The sequence below is a fragment of the Chryseobacterium lathyri genome, from assembly GCF_003290185.1.
GTDB lineage: Bacteria > Bacteroidota > Bacteroidia > Flavobacteriales > Weeksellaceae > Chryseobacterium > Chryseobacterium lathyri.
In genome coordinates this window covers 279,925-301,289 of record NZ_QNFY01000003.1, presented here as the reverse complement: position 1 = coordinate 301,289, position 21,365 = coordinate 279,925, and the positions used below count along the sequence as shown (strand labels likewise).

Annotated in this window: 27 protein-coding genes; 20 read left to right on the top strand and 7 right to left on the bottom strand. The window is 41.2% G+C overall.

All coding sequences use genetic code 11. The features are described from left to right. The first annotated feature begins 21 nt into the window (after window positions 1–21). The gene (locus tag DRF61_RS05575) at window positions 22–234 is read left to right on the top strand and encodes a hypothetical protein (RefSeq protein WP_111954887.1); all 213 of its coding nucleotides are present in this window, start codon (window positions 22–24) and stop codon (window positions 232–234) included. Here DRF61_RS05575 and DRF61_RS05570 read toward each other — a convergent pair. The 7 genes from DRF61_RS05570 to DRF61_RS05540 are packed head-to-tail and all read right to left on the bottom strand — an operon-like array spanning window position 224 to window position 8,081. Continuing rightward, a complete protein-coding gene (locus tag DRF61_RS05570; protein ID WP_111954885.1) occupies window positions 224–769 on the bottom strand; it encodes a hypothetical protein in 546 nt (181 codons plus the stop codon). The genes DRF61_RS05575 and DRF61_RS05570 overlap by 11 nt on opposite strands. Beyond that, a complete protein-coding gene (locus tag DRF61_RS05565) occupies window positions 766–1,275 on the bottom strand; it encodes a phage virion morphogenesis protein (protein ID WP_111954883.1) in 510 nt (169 codons plus the stop codon). Before DRF61_RS05565 ends, DRF61_RS05570 begins: the two co-directional genes overlap by 4 nt. Next, a complete protein-coding gene (locus tag DRF61_RS05560) occupies window positions 1,268–3,184 on the bottom strand; it encodes a tape measure protein (protein ID WP_111954881.1) in 1,917 nt (638 codons plus the stop codon). Before DRF61_RS05560 ends, DRF61_RS05565 begins: the two co-directional genes overlap by 8 nt. Continuing rightward, a complete protein-coding gene (locus DRF61_RS05555; protein ID WP_111954879.1) occupies window positions 3,181–5,631 on the bottom strand; it encodes a phage portal protein family protein in 2,451 nt (816 codons plus the stop codon). The genes DRF61_RS05560 and DRF61_RS05555 overlap by 4 nt, the downstream gene beginning before the upstream one ends. Before the next feature lie 21 nt (window positions 5,632–5,652). Continuing rightward, window positions 5,653–6,087: a phage protein Gp36 family protein gene (locus DRF61_RS05550; RefSeq protein WP_111954877.1), complete on the bottom strand. Its 435-nt coding sequence runs from the start codon at window positions 6,085–6,087 to the stop codon at window positions 5,653–5,655. A 12-nt stretch (window positions 6,088–6,099) separates the two neighbouring features. Further along, window positions 6,100–7,650, bottom strand: coding sequence for a hypothetical protein (locus DRF61_RS05545; RefSeq protein WP_111954875.1), 1,551 nt, complete (start codon window positions 7,648–7,650; stop codon window positions 6,100–6,102). Next, entirely contained in the window at window positions 7,650–8,081 is a 432-nt protein-coding gene (locus tag DRF61_RS05540; protein WP_111954873.1) for a phage terminase small subunit-related protein, read from the bottom strand. Before DRF61_RS05540 ends, DRF61_RS05545 begins: the two co-directional genes overlap by 1 nt. A gap of 167 nt (window positions 8,082–8,248) precedes the next feature. On the opposite strand from DRF61_RS05540, the gene DRF61_RS05535 reads away from it, so the two are divergent. The 19 genes from DRF61_RS05535 to DRF61_RS05450 all read left to right on the top strand — a co-directional run bounded on the left by DRF61_RS05535 (window position 8,249) and on the right by DRF61_RS05450 (window position 21,328). Beyond that, window positions 8,249–9,409 carry a head maturation protease, ClpP-related gene (locus DRF61_RS05535; RefSeq protein ID WP_111954871.1) on the top strand — a complete coding sequence of 387 codons (1,161 nt, stop codon included), beginning with the start codon at window positions 8,249–8,251 and terminating at the stop codon, window positions 9,407–9,409. Between the two features lie 2 nt (window positions 9,410–9,411). Further along, window positions 9,412–10,350 (top strand): hypothetical protein, encoded by a 939-nt coding sequence (locus tag DRF61_RS05530; protein ID WP_111954869.1) that lies wholly within the window; start codon window positions 9,412–9,414, stop codon window positions 10,348–10,350. Window positions 10,351–10,361: 11 nt separating this feature from the next. Beyond that, on the top strand, window positions 10,362–10,817 hold the full coding sequence (locus DRF61_RS05525) for a CHAP domain-containing protein (protein WP_111955079.1): 456 nt from the start codon (window positions 10,362–10,364) through the stop codon (window positions 10,815–10,817). A gap of 108 nt (window positions 10,818–10,925) precedes the next feature. Continuing rightward, window positions 10,926–11,465, top strand: coding sequence for a hypothetical protein (locus DRF61_RS05520; protein WP_111954867.1), 540 nt, complete (start codon window positions 10,926–10,928; stop codon window positions 11,463–11,465). Then, the gene (locus tag DRF61_RS05515; RefSeq protein ID WP_111954865.1) at window positions 11,434–12,690 is read left to right on the top strand and encodes a DUF2586 family protein; all 1,257 of its coding nucleotides are present in this window, start codon (window positions 11,434–11,436) and stop codon (window positions 12,688–12,690) included. The genes DRF61_RS05520 and DRF61_RS05515 overlap by 32 nt, the downstream gene beginning before the upstream one ends. Window positions 12,691–12,694: 4 nt before the next feature. Continuing rightward, the gene (locus DRF61_RS05510) at window positions 12,695–13,129 is read left to right on the top strand and encodes a hypothetical protein (RefSeq protein ID WP_053326930.1); all 435 of its coding nucleotides are present in this window, start codon (window positions 12,695–12,697) and stop codon (window positions 13,127–13,129) included. Window positions 13,130–13,230: 101 nt separating this feature from the next. Next, window positions 13,231–13,566, top strand: coding sequence for a hypothetical protein (locus tag DRF61_RS05505; protein ID WP_146897011.1), 336 nt, complete (start codon window positions 13,231–13,233; stop codon window positions 13,564–13,566). Between the two features lie 44 nt (window positions 13,567–13,610). Then, entirely contained in the window at window positions 13,611–13,763 is a 153-nt protein-coding gene (locus DRF61_RS22580) for a hypothetical protein (protein WP_157963363.1), read from the top strand. Continuing rightward, window positions 13,750–14,346: a DUF6046 domain-containing protein gene (locus DRF61_RS05500; protein WP_111954861.1), complete on the top strand. Its 597-nt coding sequence runs from the start codon at window positions 13,750–13,752 to the stop codon at window positions 14,344–14,346. Before DRF61_RS22580 ends, DRF61_RS05500 begins: the two co-directional genes overlap by 14 nt. Next, a complete protein-coding gene (locus DRF61_RS05495) occupies window positions 14,346–15,344 on the top strand; it encodes a hypothetical protein (protein ID WP_111954859.1) in 999 nt (332 codons plus the stop codon). The genes DRF61_RS05500 and DRF61_RS05495 overlap by 1 nt, the downstream gene beginning before the upstream one ends. Further along, the gene (locus DRF61_RS05490) at window positions 15,319–15,816 is read left to right on the top strand and encodes a hypothetical protein (RefSeq protein ID WP_111954857.1); all 498 of its coding nucleotides are present in this window, start codon (window positions 15,319–15,321) and stop codon (window positions 15,814–15,816) included. Before DRF61_RS05495 ends, DRF61_RS05490 begins: the two co-directional genes overlap by 26 nt. Before the next feature lie 5 nt (window positions 15,817–15,821). Continuing rightward, entirely contained in the window at window positions 15,822–16,118 is a 297-nt protein-coding gene (locus DRF61_RS05485; RefSeq protein WP_111954855.1) for a hypothetical protein, read from the top strand. Further along, the gene (locus DRF61_RS05480; RefSeq protein WP_111954853.1) at window positions 16,108–16,296 is read left to right on the top strand and encodes a hypothetical protein; all 189 of its coding nucleotides are present in this window, start codon (window positions 16,108–16,110) and stop codon (window positions 16,294–16,296) included. Before DRF61_RS05485 ends, DRF61_RS05480 begins: the two co-directional genes overlap by 11 nt. Continuing rightward, window positions 16,296–16,592, top strand: a complete 297-nt coding sequence (locus DRF61_RS05475) for a hypothetical protein (RefSeq protein ID WP_111954851.1) — start codon at window positions 16,296–16,298, stop codon at window positions 16,590–16,592. Before DRF61_RS05480 ends, DRF61_RS05475 begins: the two co-directional genes overlap by 1 nt. A gap of 4 nt (window positions 16,593–16,596) precedes the next feature. Next, a complete protein-coding gene (locus tag DRF61_RS05470; RefSeq protein ID WP_111954849.1) occupies window positions 16,597–17,475 on the top strand; it encodes a hypothetical protein in 879 nt (292 codons plus the stop codon). Continuing rightward, on the top strand, window positions 17,475–17,963 hold the full coding sequence (locus DRF61_RS05465) for a hypothetical protein (RefSeq protein ID WP_111954847.1): 489 nt from the start codon (window positions 17,475–17,477) through the stop codon (window positions 17,961–17,963). The genes DRF61_RS05470 and DRF61_RS05465 overlap by 1 nt, the downstream gene beginning before the upstream one ends. Window positions 17,964–17,965: 2 nt before the next feature. After that, window positions 17,966–18,793, top strand: a complete 828-nt coding sequence (locus tag DRF61_RS05460; RefSeq protein ID WP_111954845.1) for a hypothetical protein — start codon at window positions 17,966–17,968, stop codon at window positions 18,791–18,793. A gap of 1 nt (window position 18,794) precedes the next feature. Further along, window positions 18,795–20,831 carry a hypothetical protein gene (locus tag DRF61_RS05455; protein ID WP_111954843.1) on the top strand — a complete coding sequence of 679 codons (2,037 nt, stop codon included), beginning with the start codon at window positions 18,795–18,797 and terminating at the stop codon, window positions 20,829–20,831. A 2-nt stretch (window positions 20,832–20,833) separates the two neighbouring features. After that, window positions 20,834–21,328: a hypothetical protein gene (locus DRF61_RS05450; RefSeq protein WP_111954841.1), complete on the top strand. Its 495-nt coding sequence runs from the start codon at window positions 20,834–20,836 to the stop codon at window positions 21,326–21,328. Window positions 21,329–21,365: the final 37 nt, after the last annotated feature.

The window sequence follows — 21,365 nt, the reverse complement described above, 5'->3', positions numbered from 1 at the left end:
TAATTACTAAAAAAAATACAAATGACCTTTGATGAAGCTTTAAGAGAAAAAAAAGAAGCGGAGATAGAGTTTGCAGAAAGTAAACAAGCTGTTAGACTTATTGTTGTACCGGAACTAATTAGTGATCAGGAAAAATTCATGGATTTTTATACCGAGGATAATTATAAGGATGACCTTTGTTTATTATTCTCCAGTAACGATCAATATACTGTACTGATCAGTTTTATAAGATAAAATCCGACTGAATATTAACCTGCCTTTCCGGCAGGTTTTCTTTTGTAACATATTTAACAACCGGCTCCGCATCTACCTTTACCATTTTAGAACAGTTGGCCTTCGTATCGTCGATAATGGTGGTTTCATATTCATAAACCGTTACTATAATGTTATTATGATCCAGATCGTCCTCGTCAGAAACCTTTTTCATTTCCCTGAAATGGGTACCGCTGAACCCTTCCAGAGCAGCATCCACTTTTTCATTCAGGTCAAAGAAAGCCAGTGCCTGCTCCTGGTCTATACTTCCGGTGTAACTTTCCGCATAATTCTCACAAATTACACGTACGCGAATGATTCCTTTTCCCTCTTTAATTCCGTTCCCGATGTCTGACCACTCAAAACGCATAAAAGCGATTAAAATGGCAGGTTTTGGCACCATGACAATGTTCTCCTTTTCAACCTGCCCACGGTCTTTATCAATATAGATCAGTTCCTCCACCTGTGCTTCCAAATGGCCGGATATTTCTTTGAATACAATTCCTTTTATGCTCATTCCAATATTTTTCTAAGTTCTGCTACGATCATACGGTCCAGTGTTTTTTCAAGCGCTTTTGATTCGCCGATAAATTTTCGTTGCGGGATTTCAATATGTGTTTTTTTAGTAAGGGCAAGCCATTTCCAGTACTCCTTTCCCGATTCCTTATATTTGGCCCAGAAGAACCTTCTCATTTTCGGGGTTATGAAGATTTTCCCGCCCTCATTATGGATTTTTGCGTGATGGTTATGGTTGCCGATTCCCACCACTACACGCGACTCGGAAACCTGTATTTTTTTGATTTCGCGGCGTGTATTCCCGGAGCGCACCATTGTGGTTCTTGCTCCGGGATAGGTGCTTTTTTTCCATCTCTGAAAAGGAACATCAACGAAGCCGCCCACGTTAAAATTCCGTTTAAAAAAATTTACCATTGTAATTGCGGCTTTCTGTGGGACCGTTCTTTTAAAATTCCTGTATTTTGCACGGAGCCTGTCAAGCTCCTGGGCATTGTTCGCTCTACGCATTGGCTCTAATTTCTATGTCTGCAATCATTTCATTAAATATCTGCTCCAATATCCTGCGGATCTCCTGCGGATTCTCTTTTAAAGTAGTTGTTTGAATGGTCAGTTCCTTTACAAAAGACTGAATATTGAATATCATTTTTTTACCTTCCCCACCGGTTCCGGTTCCTGATAAGGAATTTCTGGATTTATCCTTTTTCCCTTTTACATCTTTTCCTCTTGCGGGGTCCAAAGCGGCAGAAGGTTTTCCGCCCGGAGAAGCCAGACCGGCAGAAGGATAAACTCCGGCGGGAGTTGTTACCTTATTTTGAGTGGTGATCTTAACCGCCTTATTAATCGGTTTTTCCAGTTCTTTGTTCCAGCCTTCATACGCCCCTTTCATGGCTTTGGGAATCATCAATCCCGTATCTTTTACCGCATTAAACCCTTTAGAAAGTGCAGATTTTATTTTATCGGTATCAAGAGTAAATATTCCCACCAGCAAATCTCCCACACCGCCTAAAATATTAACCGCGATATCCTTAATGCTTTTGAATACGGAATGAACCACCCCCACAAAAGACTGTAACAACCGCTGTACCCAGACTGTTTTTTTGCCCCATTCCAACACAGCATTGATAACGCCGAGAATTGCGTCTACCGCTTTAAAAACGACCCCGATCACAACACCCAGTATTTCGCCTGCATAACTGATCGCCGGAGCCACAAGCTCCCAAACCCATGTTAGAACCCCTATAATATTAGAAAGAAACTGAGCCACATTTCCCGACTCATACATTGCTGTAATATTTTCCATTAAAGCTTTACGGACATAGTTAAATGCCGATTCCACACCGCCGATAATTTTGAAAAGCAATTCCAGAAGCGGGGTTAAAAACCTGATCACCCCGGCGATACCTTCCATTGCCAATTTTGCAAAATTGGCATCTCCTGAAAACTGAATAAAACCGTTGTTTTTAATGGCATTTAATACTGGCCCGAAAGCTTCTGCCACTCCTGAAAGTGCATTTCTTACCGGCTCAGTATAGTTCATCATATCAGAGAGAAAGCCAAAAAGGAAATTTCCGGCATCCAGTACCCCGATAATCAGGGGGCGGAATGTTTCACCGGTTTTCAACTTGAACTGTGTTAATGCATTTTCCTGCCTGTTAATAGCAGATTGCATAGAGTTCATCGCTGCCGGCAGACCGCCCTCAAACGTATTTTTTAACTCTTTTGAAAATTTGGGCAAAAAATCCTCTGCCATAATTTTACCGCTGTCTAACATTTCATTAAACTGAGCCTGTGTCATTCCCATAGAGCGGGCGGCAATTCCCAGTGCCCCCGGAATCCTTTCTCCTAACTGTCCCCTGAGTTCTTCGGCCGAAACTTTCCCTTTGGAAGCCATTTGTGAAAGTGCCAGAAATGCTCCCTCACTTTGTTCTGCTGACAGGTTCATCACAGAGGCTGCTATTCCAACGGCCTCAAAAATATCACGGGTAGCCTGTCCTTCCAGCGCCGTGCCTTTAAGTGATCCTGTTAACGTCTGGAATCCCTTATAGGAGGATTCCATATTGAGATTAAGGTCTTTTATCGTAGTATCCAGAAAAGACATGTTTTTTGCCCCCTCCTGACCGGAGGCAAAGACAATGGCATTTTCCATCCCCTCAAATTTGGATGTAATGCCGGTGATTTCTTTCCCGAAATTGATCACCGCACCCACCGATAAGGCCGCCAGAATAGCAATTCCGGCGGTTTTGGCATATTGAGCCAGACTGCTGAAGGTATTTTGTCCTGTGCCGCGCAGCCTGCCGATACCATTGTTAGCCGAATTGACAGCATTATCCAGCCCCCGCGTTTCATTTCTTGCGCGGCTGATTCCTCCTGAGAAGGTGCGGTCAATTAAATCTAAAGCATACTGTAAACCGTTCATTGTTTTGTCTTATTTTTTGGAATATTCACCAGCAGACCTTTACGCGCGGTATCCGCATCGGTGATCAATTCAGAGCTGATTACCCTGACAGATTCGGTGGCCACTTTAAGAGCCCCATCCTCATAAAACCTTAGAAATACCGTTTGCGGAACTTTGCCGGAATCACTCCAGTAGACTTCATCCGGATTCATTAACGTTTCCCTGATCTGGGTAAACTGCATATCATCCAGCTTTGAAACTTCAGCATCTACCCAAACCGGCAGATTTTCAGAAGTGATTACCCTTGCCATTCCGGTTTTATCCATATGGCTCCTGATCGTTACAGCTTTTTCGGGGTATGCATTTTTTTTGACTTTTGCCCATTCTGCAAGCCCGTAATCGGTAACTCCCAGATCGTCCACATCAACTGGCGTAGAATCTTGCGGTAATTTTCTCAGGTAACTTTGTGAGCGGGTAAAAATTTCGTCACTATCGCCCCAGTTGACATCAAATCCCTGCTTTTGCATTCGGGCCCAACCATCCGGGTCTGTTTTGACTGCATCTTCAAAGCCGGTAATTTCCCCGTCGTAATCATCAAAAATATCCTCTGCATCCGTGCGGCATTTCCAATGCAGCGGGGGTAGAAATTTCCACGAATCCGGATCTTTTTTATCAAATACTTTTCCGTCCAGACCCCGGCAGATCACTGTTGTTCCATCATCAATAATGGCATTTAATCTCCAATAGGGGGCGATCTCTACATCGTCCATCATTTCAAGGTACCGCGCCGCCATATTGGAGGAGGCATTGGCGTGATCCCATTCCGTTTTAAGGTAGAATTCTTTATAGTTTGGAAATATGGATTTTGCCTTGTTTCTGAAATCGTTAAAACTTTTAACCTCCGGATCTTTCAACATCTGGTTGAGTTCGTATACTTCCGCCTGTGTTTTATCCACACCAAAACGGTGTATATTATTCATCCAGGCTCTCATCCTGCGGTGGTCGGTTCTGTTAAAGTCAAAGTCTATTTTTCCGAAACCCTGTTTTATGGCATTGATGAGCGGAGTATGTGATGCTTTAAATTCGTTATAGCTCCAATTGATCGTTCCGGGATTTTCATACAGTTGCCGTAAAAAATTTTCTTCTGCAGGAGTTATATCCCTGACATTTTCTGGTAAACTGAAAACAGTATTATTGATGTATGCCGGGGCAGCCAGCCCCGGATTAAAATTTACGTGACGGTTTTCTGGAGCTGCCGGCGGTGGTGTTTCACCGCCTGAGACTTCCCCGACAATTTCAACATCCAGCTCCGTTTCGATCTGTTCCTTTTTGATTTTATACCCCAAATCTTTAACCCCCTTAAAAATTTCCAGTCTTTCTTTTGGGGTTAATTTTTCGTTGTCATTCCAGATACAAGTGTCGGTTTCATCAAAAGGATAACCCAATCCGCGGAGCCAGGGCAAAACATCGTCATTGATAAAAAACATGACAAAGGTTTCATCGTCCATCGTGATCAGCTTCTGGGTTCCATTAATAATTTCCCCTGTTTTGGCGCGGCTTCCGGTATCTTTTGCCGTTTCTGAATTCCCGTCAAAAAGATTGGCCAGCTCTTCGTTACAGGCTTTTCTTTTCTCGTTAAATACATTAAAGCTGTCGCGGCTGTTGGATTCCTTGATATCAATTTCCACCCCTTCCGGGAATCTGGCCCATCCGGCAGAACCCAGATCCTTTAACCATTTATCCACCTCATTTTTAACGCGCGGATCAGTAGAAGCCACTTTTGCGGTACGCATGGGGATTCCGAACATTTCCTCGAACTCGTCCCAGTTCTGCCATGAATGCTTTTTAAAAATCCACAGCGGGATTGTTTTATTTAAAATCCCGATTGAATGCTCATGATTCACCCACAGCGTCCACTTTTTAAGATTTCCTTCCGTAAAATTTTCACCCTGTAAATCATACGGGTTTATAAGAAGCTCTGTTGTTTCCGGCACGATATGATCCCGGTAAACAAAAGAAAGTTTTTTGATAAAACCGTTTTCGTCCAGCTCTTTCGGGTACATGAGGGTATAACTAAAGTATATGCTGTCAAGGGTGTATTTGATCAGGTTTTTAAACCATAGCTTTTGGATAAGATTGGTTTTTTCTTCATTAATTTCCCCTTTCTTATCAACAATCGCAGCAGATTTATTGGAAACCCTGAGTTTTCGGGTTTCGCTGCGCCCATAAATAAACGGATCGTCCAGAACTTCCTCCATAATATCAACCAGCATTTTCCGGCGTGGCAGTATGGGGTCCATTGCCAGTGCTTTTGCGAGTTTCCAGTCTTTAATTTCTTTATTATATAAGGTACGCTGTCGTTTAATGGCATCCACCATCTGGGTGACTGCTCGCTCATAGTTTTTATCTCTTGCACCGCCGAAAGTATTGGTTAAAAAATCGGCGACTGATGATATTTTTAATTTCATTTAAATACTGTTTAAAGGGGATTAATAGCGTTCTGAATATTTGGGGTTGCTTCCAAACTCAATAATCTGGTTTCCTGTTCCGCCTTCACTGTTTTCTCCTTCGTCCGGTTTTTCCGGTAAGTCCGGTGAAATTTCACCTTTGGCTACGGCTTTTAACCAGTCTTTGGCGGCATTGTAGCGAATGATCCGCATCTCAGGAATCACATCTCCCGCCGTGTTAGCATGAAGGTGATAAATGGCGATATCCACCATATAGAGGATAATGAGCGCGTTTCTACCGGCTCCGGTAGCGGAAAATATCCTGGCCACATCGTACCGCTGTCTCAGGTAGCTTTCCATTTCCGCCTGCGCAGCCAGTTCGGCCTGATGCTGGACATCTTCTTTTCTTTGAATAATAATCTGCCTGATCCAGTTGCGGATCTGTACTTCGTAGTCGGTTTCAGTTAAAAAAGGCATTGTTAAAAATTTTTAATAAGCGTTATCTTCATTTCTTTCATGTTTTCCCATACCGAGGGAATCTTCTTCCCAATCTTCAGAATCAGACACGATAAACTGATCTAAGAAGAACCACGCTCCCTCGTCGGCATCGGGCGCATCATCCGGGGTATTGTACCCCGGTTCTATTCCCTTGACCTGTAAATTGCCTTCCACCATATCCGGGTCGTTTTCATCTTCTACATTGTAGACCACATTACCGGAGGAATATTCCGGCTCCATCCTGACCATACGGGTGTATTTATTGGGCTTTTGCCTTTCGTCCGTTAAGACACTGAGTGGGTATTTGTATTTTTTACAGGCGCGTCTGAGCGCTTTTTTTACGGGCCGGGTATAAAATTGTTTTTCCATGTACCAGATAATCCCCACACCGGGCGGAAGGTTTTTCTCTACCTTGATCATCCACTGGAAAACATCCTCCAATTCACAGCGACGGGTAAACCTCTTAATACAGTAGCGTTTAAACCGGTCCTGTCCCCATACCGCTACGGCTTTAAAATCCGAGGTCTGGCTGTTTTCAAAGCTGGGGTCAAAATACCCGATAATGATATCCATTTTGGCGAGGTGCGGAAGCTTTGCGAAACGGAAATATTTGTTTTTAAAGATTTTTCCTTCAATATCCGTTTCATGAAAAAATTCCTGCTTGGCGAGAACAGGTCCCGCCTTCATGATTTTACGCAGGAGCTCCTGTAATGAATACCGCTGCCACCATGCCGGCTTTCCGTTTTCAATGGCTTTAACTTTGGAATGGTAAATGCCTTCTCTTTTTTTAGCACCGGGTTTGGTATCACCCACGATGTTGGCAAGGATTGAATTATGGTGGATACGGTTGCCACCCATCGCAAAACGGGCTCCTTTGATGCTCAGGGCAAAATACATGGCACCCAATATTTTTTTAACCACCTTATCCACCCGCTTAGGATTATGGACGATATCATCGTCGTCCACATCATCCACCACTCCGTAATTCGGACGTTTTTCGTTTTCTCTTGCCCCACGCGGGGACTGGTCACGCCCGAATGCAAGAAAACGGATTCCGTCTTTTGTTGTAAAATCTCCACTTTCCCACGACCCGAAATTATACTGCTCTCCAAAATCATGGGCAAAGAGCTTATTATATTGTAATTGAGCTTGTATATCGGACAAAAGGTTACAGGCGTCATCCTCATTTTTACCCATTAAGAGCATCCCCGTTAAAGCACCGTGAGCAATGAGCCACATAGGTATAATAATAGTCAGGTGAACAGATTTTGCGTGTTCCCTTGGCCATTCTGCAATTCCAAAGAAATTGGGATCAGCAAGGCAGGCATTGGCAAACTCAATATGAAAGTCGGCACAGTCGGCATCGGCGTAGATTTCAAAATACGTTTTAACAAAATAATTGTAGTCCATTAACGCTTTTTTGATCCTTAATTTCTGTAACTCTTCCGTGTCGTTAAATGCAACCGAAGCGCTGTTCTGGACCTGTGAACAGAATTCCAGCCACTCGTTATAATCCCTTTTTGTGATGGTAGGAGCCGACATTATTTTTCCCCGATTTTATAGTCTACGTATTTTTTTTGCAGCAGGTTGATGTCCTTGGCCAGTTCTGCATCCTGAGTGAAAGCGTAGGTCGTAAAGTCCTTAAATACATTGATGATCTGGCTGATGGTTACTTTTTTGTTTGACAGCTTTTCAATGCTGTTGGCAATCTGGATGATATCATTAGGCTTGCTTTTAGGGTCCTCGCTCAGGGCGTGTGCCTTTTTATAAAGGTTTTCAATGATCTTTCTGGCCGTAACTGTGGAAGCACTTTTAAGCATATCCCATTCCCCCTCGGCTTTCCATTTTCCGAGTGTCTTTTCCGTGACATGCACGATCCCGGCAATTTCTTTTTGTGTTTTGTCTGTTTCCAGATAAAGATCTTGTGCGATGGCATATTTCTCATCACCTGACAGCTTTTTCTTCCCTTCCATTTCCTTATATATATGTACAAAATTGCTCTATATAAGGACCTTACCGAAGCTGGCAGTTAGTGACTGCAAAAAAATATACAGCCACTACATGAAAGCATTCAGCCCCTAACGGACAGCTTTTTTCAGGGAGTTTTTAAGCCAATCTTTGTCCTATCAAAATCAAAGAAATGTCTAAAAAACCCTTTCATTATGAACTCAAAAATCAGGTTTCCGGAGGCAGTGAAATCAGGATGTACGGGTATATCGGAAAATATGATGAGTTCGACTATAAAAGGTTTCAACAGGTTTTCAGAGATGCACTAACGGCCCATAATGATTTAACCATAAGAATGCACTGTGGAGGCGGGTCCGTGTACGAAGGTCTCGCCATTTATGACCTGATCCTGAATTCAGAAGGGCATACCAAAGTCATTGTGGAAGGAATGGCAGCATCAATGGGCGGGGTAATCGCTCTTGCGGGTGATGAAATTGAAATGAACGAAAATGCCTTTTTTATGATGCACGCCGTAACCTCAGGATGTTTCGGAAATAAAAATGATTTTAAAAATGGAATCCAGCAGATTGAAAATTGCGAGGATAGGCTAGGAAAAATATTTGGAGAAAGAACGAAGGCAGATGAAGAAACCATAAAGAATTGGTTTGATTCCGGGCAGGATCATTGGCTGAGTTCTGATAAGTGTTTAGAACTCGGAATCTGTGACAAGGTTATCAAATCCACAAAAAAAAGAAAGAACCAGGAGGATGCCGAAAATATCCAGAATAAAACCCCGGAGGAAGTCTTTGACTACTTTAACCTGTACCCGGACCCTGCTTTTAACAATACTATAAATCAACATACAGAAATGAAAAAAGAAGCAATTTTCGCCGCTTTGGCTGCAGCAGGATTGGCGGGAACATTAACCGCCTTGTCTTCGGATAAAGAATTTGAGCTGCATCTGCAAGATGTACTTGGCAAGGCAAAAAAAGCCGAATCGCTCGAAAATGAATTGAAAGAATTCAGAGAAACGCAGGCGGAAGTACTTATTTCTTCGGCCTTGAAATCAGGTAAGATTACCAGTGCGGAAAAGGACGAATGGAAAAAAGATGCTGCTGAGAATTATGCATTGGTGGCCAAATCACTCGAAAGAATGTCTGGCAAGCCTGATCCCAATGCAGCATTGGAAAGACAAAAACCGGTTGTGGATAAAGACAGGCACGAACTGTTAAACGGGCGGGAAAAATGGAGCTTCTCCGATTGGCAGGAAAAAGACCCGAAAGGTCTGGAAAGACTTAATGAAGAGGCCAAAGAGGAATTTGAAAAATTGTTTAACGCTGAATTTGACTTATAAAAATGGCAGAATTAATAGACGGGTTATACCTGAATAAATTTGTGGCTCCGCAATTACTGAAGGAATTTAAAAACTATAATGATAAATTTCTGGTGGCACTGGAACCGGCACCGGAAGGAGCAAAAACAGCAGACGGCCTGCGCCAGAATAAACTCATCAATAATGTGGGTTTTTATGTCAATAACACGGCTCCGTTCACGGCTAAATCAATGACCGGAAAAAACAGCATTATTCCTTGGGATAAGCTGGACACGGACCCGACAAAAGTCAATGATGCCGAAATAAGGGCACTCGCTTTTGACAAGAGATCCGAAGTCCGCGTTAAGCATTCCCAAGGCTTTAGAATCGGAATACGTGATTATGTACTGAACAAGCTGGCACCCTCTGAGCATGTTTCCGGAGCTATGCCGGTACTCAGAACTACAGGCCCCGTTTTTAACGGCAGAAAAAGGCTTACGTTTCAGGACCTCATTAATTTCTATAACGAAATTGAAGTATTGAACCTCATAGATGATGATACCTCAGAATCACCCAATTTCTGGAATATGATCCTGAATGCCGACCACCGGTCCGACCTTAAAATTGACAAGGCGGGAACGGCCAACCACAGGGATAATCTGGAGTTCGATAAAGACACGGGAGAATTCAAAAGGTTCTATAAAATAAGAATGTGGGAAAATAACGCGGCTCCGCTGTATTCTCAGTCCGGGGAGCTTAAAGCAAGGGGTTCTGTAAAAGAAGACGGCGATCAATATGCCTCTACATTTTTCTACACCCCGAATACGGTCTGGCACTTGGAAAAATTAAAAATCTTATACAAACCGGAATATCAGGACACCACCAATGCCGACCCGGAATCTGAATTCAGACTACAGGGTTACGGGCTTTGCGATAAAAAGCAGGAGTACGGGTTTGGAGCCCTCATTTCTGATAACGCTTAAAAATGCACATTATGAAATTATCTATTAAAGCATTAGAGGTGGCGGTATCGCAACTTGGAAAACAAGAAAGCCCTCCCGGTTCTAACTGGGGTGAGCCTGTTAAAACATATCTATCCAGTGTAGGGATAACCTTTCCTGCCCCGTGGTGTATGGCTTTTGTATATTGGTGTTATGAGCTGGCTTCCAATCAGCTTAATCTTAATAATACGGCAATCAAAACAGGCGGTGTATTAGCCGCTTGGAATAAAGTCACTCAAAATATAAAATCCTCTACTCCCCAAATCGGGTCTGTTTTTATTATGGATTTCGGCAAAGGGCAAGGGCATACCGGTCTCGTTGAGAATTTCGATAACCAATTTATTTATACCATAGAAGGAAATACCAATGACACCGGTAGCCGTGAGGGGTTCAAAGTAAGCCGGAGAAAACGCCCAAGAAGCACTATTAAAGGCTATCTAAATTATTAGAAGAAATCTTTTTTTTAACTCTATATCTATTTTATTTTCTGGCAGCACCGGTTTCCCGTTTCTACGGGAAACCCACGCCGCCAGTTTACTCTTAAAAAAAATCAATTCATGTCTCATATAAAGAAATTTCAGGAAAAAGCGAATGCGCTTTTTGAAAAATACCCTGAAGCTAATAAAATTTTTATTTCAGAAAATGGACAGTGTTTCTTTGAAGAAAAAGCGGCCCAGGATTACCACGATTTAAAAAGGTTTGAAACTAAGCCGGAGGTCTTTTTTCGTGAAGGGACTCAGGACGAGGACGATCCGGATCTACAGGAAGCTTTGCATCATTCTGAATCGGCACGAAAAGTTTTAGAAGGAATTATTCAGGATGTACTTTCTGTCTGTGATCTTGATCAGGATTATGAACCGGCCAACGCCGACACTGACGATACCGTTACTGCCGTTATTTCCCTGCGTGAAAAATACGCTGAAAAAGACCGCCTGCTTACCGAAATGGGCGGCGAGCTGGAGAAACTTTCGGGCGCTGTTCAGGAAAACGAAAGCCTGAAACAGCAACTTGAAGCGGCGAATAAACAGATTGAAAATTTAACTCAAACCCCTAAAACCAGAAAAGATGCGTCCCAGACTGATCGTACAAAAGCTTAACGGCGGGCTTGGCAGGAGAAATTCTTCCGCCGATATGGTTACGGGCAGCGTGATGAATGCCGTTGCCACCCCTGAAATGGTGCTGGGAAATATTTATACACTGAAAAACATTCAGGAAGTAGAATCATTAGGCATCACCCAGGAATATGACCGGACCTATAAAGTTCTGGTATATGAAAGACTAAGAAGGTTTTTCGTTCATAACCCGTCCATTACCGTGTATTTTATGCCGGTGGCTCAGGGCGTAACCCTGACGCAGATGGTGGATAAGGACAATAATTATCTGGCCAAATTATTACGGGACAAAGCCGGAGAAATTGTTCAGGTCTCGGTTTCATTAAATCCTGAGGAAGATTACACGCCCACCATAGAAACTGGACTTGATAAAGACAGCATTGATGCCATTTATAAAGCCCAGGGGTTGGCAGACGCCGAATGGAACAAAGACCGTTATTCAGAAATTTATATTGAAGGCAGAAGCTTTTCAGGAACATCGGCGGCGGCTCTTAATTTAAGAACGCTTTTAAATGAATGTCCTGATATTTCCGTAGTGATCGGTGCCGATTATGCAGTGTCAACCCGTGATGAGCTGTACAAAGGATACGCAGCTGTTGAAGATTATACGGCAATGATTTCTAAGGCGGCTGTTTCTCAGAATGCAGGGGAACAGGTTAATGATTTTAATCTTACTAATGCCGGTGAGAGCACCTTTATTATTCCCGCTTTAAGTTCCGGTAATAAGCTGAGTGATTATTCAGATACGGATCTGGATAATCTGGACGAAAGAGGCTACATCTATTTTGCCCCTATTGTTAACCTGGGAGGGATTTCTTCAACTGCCGGAATATTTATCAATGATACGCATACGTGCGCTAAAATCACCTCAGATTTTGCTTATGGTGAAAACAACCGGACGATAAAAAAGGCCATCAAACTCGCCAAGGCGGCATTAACCCCTAAAGTAAAGGGCCGTATATATGTCGATGAAAATACCGGGTTTATGGCACCGGAGACGGTTAAGGACTTAGAAACCATTACCAAGGTCTCTCTTGATCCAATGGTGGCCAGCGGTGATATAAGCGGCGGCGTGGATGCCTATATCAACCCGGAGCAGAATGTACTGGCAACGAGCGAGTTTATCGTACTGTTAACCTTTATTCCGGTGGCTATTGGCAGAAGAATTACGCTGAAAGTAGGTTTCAGAAACCCTTTAAACAATAATTAAAAAAATGGTTACTCAGACAAGAATCAACGGAAAATACAGGAATTACGGAAATGTCCGTATTACTGCTTTAGGAGCCACCTTTATGGGGGTTACCAAAATAGAATACAAAAGAACTGACGCCATCGATCCGGTCAAGGTCGTGGGAACCACCAAATCAGTCGGGTATACACAGGGCGATGAAATCTGCGAAGGAAGCATTGGCCTTTTGAGTGAAACGGTAGATGCCATTCAGGCGAAGCTTCCTAAAGGAAAAACGTTGCAGGATATTCCGCCTTTTCCCATTACGGTTTCTTACGTAGATGATACTGGGCTACAGGTCTGTCATGTGCTTTACGGCTGTAAGTTCAAAGAGAATGGAAGGTCGGCGGAAGCGGGAAGCAATGATGCTCTGGTTGTAGAAAGCCCCCTATATATTCACGATATAGACTTTGCCGCGTAATGGACCGCCCGACACTCAGGGACGTATGCAGGGAGCTTGAAATTCCCTTCACCCCCAAGAATACAATTAAAGAACTTTCTAATAAAATACGATTAAAAAAAATGTCAATCGAAACAAAAGAGGGAAATATTACCCAGGAGCAGATCACAGAATGGAAGAAAAAGTTTAAAACAGATAAGCTTCACAAGCTGACTGTAAAAGACAAGGACGGAAACCCGATTGTCGGTTATCTGAAACCGCCGGGCAGGGAAATTAAAGCCACCGCACTTTCGATGTATTCCCAAAATAAAATTCTGGAATGCGGGGAATTTATCAGGGATAACTGCTGGCTTGGTGGTGATGAGAGGCTAAAAATGAGTGGCGATATTGCCGATACGGCAGCCATTCAGGCATCAGGAATTATCAAGTTTTTAGAAGCTGAACTGGGGGAAGTTTAGGGCTTCCGATTAATAAGGAGGCCGGGTTTGATTTCATCCGTAAAGTGAGCGCACTATTAAGCTATCATTTTAAAATACCTTATCCGGAAAAGCTGGACGACCATACTTTTTGGAATAAATGGGAGCAGCTTAAATGGGTACTTTTTTTTGAAAATAAAAGAATGAACGCCAAAGAAGGAGAACATGTCGAATTATAATATTAATGTTAAAGAACTAATGGGGCGGCACTTTCCGTTTAAACTGGGTTTTGCCACGCAGACTGTTGCGGATGCGCTTTTCAACGGTTTTGATGATATTCAGGTACTGCCTACCTATAATGAAGCCGCTAAAGTTTCCGCAATGGGAACTCCGGTTTGGGATTTTATAGACTTAAAGCCCTCCTATATTGAAGGAACCGGTGAAGAGTTCGGAGGGTATTCTTTTCCGCTCGAAACCACCATTGAGCCGATACGGCCTAAAAAGATTGTAGAAACCGATATTTTCGGGCGTGACGGAAATGTAGAGGAACTCATCGCACTGGATGACTGGCAGCTAACTATCAGGGGGCTCATCATCAACTATGACAGCACCGATTACCCGGAAGAGCAGGTCAAAGAACTTCAGAGGGTTTGTGAGCTTAAAACTTCTTTACTGGAGTGCGAAGGAACCCTGTTAACAATGCTTGGTATTAATTATATGAGCATTCACAAACTGATATTAACACCGTCAATAGGTTACTCTCATATTCAGGCTTTTGAATTGGAGGCAAAAAGTAAAACCCCATTTATAATCTCCCCATAATGGTACCCTGTATTGAAATCCTGATTGGAAAATTAAAATTCACGGCAGCAGCAGAACTCAATATTAAAAAAAGCTGGAGGACCTTTACAGATACAGCATTGGTAAAGCTTCCGAAGGCGATTTATTATTATGATGAAAACGGACTGTTAAAACCTGTGGAACACCTTGGAAAATTTATAAAAGTTGGTGATAAGATAGAAATTAAGCTGGGTTACAACCGACAGCTCTTTACGGAGTTTACCGGCTATGTGGCCAGGTCACCACGGGTTAATATCCCGTATGAGATTTACTGTGAGGATGAAATGTGGCAGCTCAAAAGAAAAGAAACGAGTGTTTCCATTGAAAATGCAACGGTAAAACAGATTATCGAGGCGGTGGCACCGGGTTATGAGCTGGACTCTATTGATGAAGTGTACGGGGATTTTTCCATGAAACAAACCACCGCTGTAAAGGTATTTAACGAGCTTCAGGAAAAAGTGGGCATTTATACTTTTTTTAGGGACAAACGCCTGGTCTGCGGAAAAATCTATTCTGATGAGAAAGTTTCAAAGGTTCAACCTGTTTTCCAGTACTCTGAAAATATCATTGATCATAACCTGCAATATATTTTCCCGGATGAGGCAAAGGTTAAAGTGTATGCGAAAAGTAAGCAAAGCAATGGTACTTATGAAAGAGTTGAAATTGGAGAGGACGGTGGAGATATTGAGCAATGGAATTTCAGTGCGGGATTAAATAAAGAAACTTTGAAAATAAATGCTGAATCCCGATTAAAAAACAAAAAAACAAGAGGCGGCTATAAAGGGACTGTAACCTCATTCGGTTGGCCGCGTGTAGAACACGGGCAGGTTGTACAGGTCATTGACAAAAAATATGAAGAAAGAAATACTAAAAATTTTGTTGATGAAGTCGAGATCAATGTCAGTGCAAACGGTGGATACAGAAGAACAATGGATATAGGGAAAACATACAGGGATGGAGAATTTAAAACAATTACTTAACAGATTTCCTATAGAAGTGGCAAATGGAAAGGTCATAACAGTAAAGGAAAATATTTGCCATATCATTTTAGAAAATTCTAAAAAAGATATTTGGAACTGTTCTATAAATTCTATTGTAGAAAACGGAGAAAATCAACTCACAGTTTATCCTAAAGAAGGGAGCATTGTCGTAGTAGGGTTAACCGGTGATGGTAGTGCCACGATTTTAGCGGTTAGCGAAGTTGAAAAAATTTACTTCAGGAATGAAAAATCTGAATTCACGTTTGATAGTTCCGGTTTTCAGTTTAACCGTGACGGGGAAAATCTGAAAGAGGTCCTTAATAATTTTCAGGAGGGATTTGGGAAATTATGTGATGAGCTGGCAAAGGTAGTGGTTTCCATTGGAGTGTCGCCCGATGTTCTGGCCATCATGCAGATTAAAAACGACATTGTTAATGCTAATAAACAAGCATTAAACAAAATTTTAAAATAAGCATTATGACTGACATACTTCTGAATAATGATAATGATTTATCTATTGTAAACGGTGATTTCCAAATTGGGGAATCAGAGCGGCAGGAAATTGAAAGCATACTCATTTCTTTTAAAGGAGAATTTAAAAATTCTCCGCTTTTGGGTGCTGAAATTCCCAGAATGTTAAAAGCAAGAAATACCAGGCAAGGGATCACGCGGGAGATCAACGAACAGTTAAAATATGACGGTTTTCACAACATTAATTTTAAAATTGAGGATGCCGAAAATTTCACCATAAACGCCCAAAGAAATGTCACTTAACAAACCTCAATTAATACAAAGTCTTATAGCACTTTTTAATAAGCCCAAGACAGAAAGTAATATTGAAATAGCTGCTCAGGAATTGGCAGATGCCATTGAGCAGTATGTGAAGAGTGGAACCGTTACCGGGGTTTGCCCTCCTAACGGGGGAGCATTAACACAGGGAAAATTAACGTAATGAAACCAATTATTTTAAACAACCAGTCTATTCTGGATATCGCAATACAACATACCGGTGATGTCCAGAACTGTTTTGCAATTGCCATATATAACGGCTTTTCGGTTTCGGATATTTTATCCGCGGGATTACCTGTTGAAATTCCGGAGGATTTACTAAAAAATACTGATGTGTTGAATGCGTACAGGGCCAAAAAAATTCAGCCTGCTACTGGGCTGGCAGCACAGAATAACGAAATCCCATTATTAAAAGGCATAGGATATATGAGAATAGGAGGAGATTTTAAAGTAAGCTAAAGAAATGAATAAAACACTTTTAGAAATTATTGCGGAAATGTTTGGAATCAAAGAGCAGAACGGCTACTTACAGCAGCTTAGTTCTACCTCTAAAGTTTCTGTTTGGCGTAATCTTTTGGAATCAGTGGCCTTTGCAATTTTTATTTTTCAGCAGGCCGCTAACCTTCACATGAAAGAAATCGATAATAAAATCGCAAATCAGAAGGTTCCCCGCCTACCTTGGTACAGAGATTTAGCATTAGCGTTTCAATACGGTTTCGACTGGCTGGAGGAGTTGGACGGGTTTTCTCCGACTTATGAAGATAACGGAGTGCAGGTAGAAGCAACACAGCAGCAGGTAGAAGCTTCAAAGATTATAAAATATGTTGCTGTAACCAGGAGCAGATCCAATACAGGAAAAATTAAAATTTCTATGAAAATAGCCGGTGAAAATACTGATGAAGTACTTTCAGACGAAAAAGCGCAGGCATTCAAAAAATATATTGAAGAAACACAGTGTACCGGTGATGATATTGTGATCGTAAACTTTCTGCCGGATATTTTAAAATCAGACCTTAAAATATGTTATGATCCTTTGATTCTGCTTCCTAACGGAATGAGTATAATGACAGGGAGATTTCCTGTTCAGGATACTATAAACCGCTTTTTGCTGAATCTTCCTTTTAATGGTGAATTTAGTGTACAGGCTTTTTTAGAAGCTATCAAAGCTACTGAAGGAGTGATTGATCTTGATGAGCTAAATATACAAAGTAAATGGATCGAGCCTGGTGTAGGATACGGGCAGTTTCAGCCTATTGAAATAAGCAAAATCCCAAAGTCTGGAAGATTTAAAATTGAGGATTGGAGTGGAATTACTTATATAAATTATACAGCACAGGAATAATGGATCATTTATTTAATATCAATTTTAAAAGGTTAGCTCTGTGGTGGGTTCCTACTTTCAGAAGAAAGTCGATTACCCTTAATTACCTGTGGTGTCTGCTTTTTCCTTTAGAGGCGATGTACATTGATTTTTTAAGGAAAAGAAAACAGAACCTTATTAAAATGAATTACAACTATCAGAAGTATTCAGTTCAAAAAAGGCTGAATGATGCTTTTGATCCGATAGAGCGCCGGATAAAAATTGTAAAGGCGGTACAGTATGAAGGGGTGTATCTGTACACAGAAGCTGAGGACAATCCGCAGTACTCTAAAACAAAGTGGCTATATGATGACAGTAACCCAATTTATTTAAGAACAGAAGCAGAGCTGTACAGTGAATATGATTTTATCGTAGAAATTCCAAATACCGCAATTAACCCATTACAGCTAAAAGCAGAGATTGATTTTTATATCCTGCAGAGCAAACAATATCAAATAGTAATCATTTAATTATGAAATATATTTTCAAATTTTTACAGACCGGTGGAGTGCCCCTGACAAATGATCTGATGGCTCTTATTGAGGAGGCATATGGCATCTTTGAGGTGTTGGGTGATCTGTCAGGAAATTTGACCATTCTTTCAGGCTGTGACATTACCGGAACAAATGTCGCACCTGGCATTGTGGCGATTGAAGGAAAATTATATTATTTCGAGGGTGGCTCCATCATTTCAACCGTCTATATTCATAAAGAAGATATTGCCAAAACTTTCGAGGATCAGACCACAAAAACACTTATTGAGAAAAGGACAGTTCGCTTCGGATCAGGAGCTGTTAATTATAATTGGAGTGATTTTGTGAAGCTTCAAACTCTGAAGGAAATTCAATCGAAAGTTGATAACAGTGTAAGCCGGCAAGAATTTGAAGTTGCTCTGGCTGATATCGAATTATTGAAGCTTAAAACCGCACCAATCGTTAACGGTGGTGTTGTTTGGGCCTTTGGTAAACCTGTAGATGAAATCCCTGCCGGTTGGAAAGAATGTACTGACATCAGGGGAAAAGCGGTTGTCGGCTGGGACCCGGATGATCCTGATTTTGAAGATATAGGAAACAGTGGCGGAAGTAAAACCATTCTGTTAACCGTTTCACAGCTTCCGAAAATCAAGTTTCAATATACAAGAACACTGCCCTGGTCTTCAGGAAGTGGTGGCGGATTTTCAGGAGGGGGAAATCAGTTTAATATCGGCCCTTCAGAAACTAACGAACTGGGTAACAATGACCCTATTAACATTATGATCCCACATTTTATTGCGGCTTTTATAGAACCTAATTTACCATAATATGCCCATTACACCATTAAATACGATACTAAGCTGGTATGAGACCGGAGACTATCCTACACAGGAACAGTTTGCAGCTTCATGGTCTTCGTTTTGGCATAAAGATGATCTTATTCCAATAGATAAAGTAGAAAATCTTAGCGCCAAATTACAGGATAAAACAGATAAATTAGTTTATAATGCACATCTAACCGATCAAGATGCTCACAATTCTACACTTGCAAAATTAGACGGATCAAACCTGAATGATGTAAATATTCAGGCTTGGAAAAATATTTTAGGGGTTGGAGCCCTGCCCGCGAATATGGCAACGGTTGATGATCCGGCAAATACTATTTATGGGAATGTTTGGAAAAAAGAGCAGAGCGACGCCCTTTATATGATCGCAGACCACTTTGTCTCTAATGGTAAAATTATGGCTTCCGCAATTGAAGCTCTGGGGCTTACAACCATACTTAAGGACCCTATGCCTGTAGAATCTACGATTGCCCAGTTTGCCGTTAATTCTGCAAATTATGAATTTCAGGATAATGACATAATTCCGATTCCCTCCGGAGGAGGAAATTATACATTGTATATTTTTATTGGTGGGAACAAATCTCAAACCCTTAATTATCTTTCTATGGGTCTGAGTAATATTACGATTGCTATGGTTCAGGGCCTTCAGGCTGCTTTGGATGCTAAAATGAATAAACCTGTAGGAAATGGAAATTTCTTTATCAATCAAACAGGAACCGTTACAACCTATAAAAACATTAATCCGGCTGCTAATTATCTTTTATTCTGGAATAGTACTGATTTTACCGTTTCCGGCATTTACCACAATTCCGGTAAATATGGTGCGGGAACTACTTCGCCAAGTGAAATGCTGCATTTATTTAATGGTAGACTAAGGACAAAGGCTGTTGTTTTGGATGATAATAGCGAACAACTTCCAGGGCAGATCACCTATGCCGGCCGTAGATTCGCCGGCACGGATGATACTGGAGTATCCCGGAATTTCATGTACCGGGATTATACAGATATGTTAGGTTTGTTTTCTTCCTTTACTCAATCTCAGTTGAATGAATGGAAAACAGTGGCTAATGGTGGCTGGACTACAGGAACCATGAGCGTAGCCGTAATACTTCCCCCTATTGTTGATAAGCAGGACAGGGATTATTATATCACCTTAAAAGGTGCAAATCTGAATCTAAATCCTACAAGCTTTTCAGTAGAGATTATGAATAGTGCCGGAACAACTGTAATAGCTACCGTGCCTAATTCACAGGTACAGCTCTATCAGAACGGTGTTGATCTCGTATTTTATTATAATTTTAAAAACCTTCCATTAGGTAATTATAAAATAAGGCTATGGAACGGCGTTGCTTTTTATGTAACGAATCCCACTATTAATTTGATCGACTTGCTCACTCCGGTTAGTTTGTCTGGGTTAAGCTGGAATATGCTTAATAATGCTACAATTTGCCCTACCGTAGATATTACAACAGCTTCGGGAACATCAATACATAGAGCAAGGAATACCAATGAGCAGTTTGTAGGTTCTAACCAAGATGCTATTTCATATAAAAGTTCTGTTTTGATTCCTTCTGCAATTGCAGACGGTGATTTCTATTTAGAACTCACAAACACTACTGCCGGTGTGATTTACTATGACGGTAATTATGGCTACGATTATGGTTTGGTTGATGCAGCACAGCCCCTATCTCATTCAATGCAGATTTTAGCAGGAATAAGACGAAATTTTTTCTTTGATGAAAGAATTTTACCGGACAATATTGTCGTTAATGGAAGTAATATCAATACTGCTACAGGCTTAAATAGAACTTCTAAACTTTACATAACCAAAAAAGGGAATATAGTAAGTATCAGTTCTGTTAATAACGGTCAGCTTACTACCGTTGTATCAACTTGGTTTCAGCCTAACGGGGTAGATCTAGCGTTTTTCGTGAATTTTAATTCTTACAACAATAGTAACAACAACAACGGGGCGAACATTCAAACCGACATCTATGTTAATTCACTAATCCAATTATAAAAATGAAAACAGAACTTATATTAACACCGGAAGTACAGGCTATAGTAGATGCCATAAAAAACACCGGAAAATCATGGCATGAAATAGGACTGCCGGATCATCCTATGTACCCACAATTTTCCAGAAGATTAGTGGTAACAGGATTTAACACTCCCGATATGGAAGGAGACGAAGACCGTATTTATGTCAATGTTCGTCAAAATCTGATAGTCAGGGAAGGGAATAAAATACATAAACAGTTAAGAATGCCGGACTGGATGATCCATGAAAATAATACAGAGGAAATTTTAGGAGAAAATGGCTTTTTAAAAGGAATTAACCGCACTACCAATGATAACGGGGAAATCATAAGCGAAGAAGAGGTTAATGTAAAAGCGGGCTCAGTACAATACATCCGGTTTTTGATCAAAACAAAATCTGTGCATTTAGCTGATATATTAACCCGTTTCATGGGAATGTATATACAGATTTTTGATGAAGAAATTAATAATATTTAACCCACCTGACAATCTCACTATAACCTTTACTGATCAG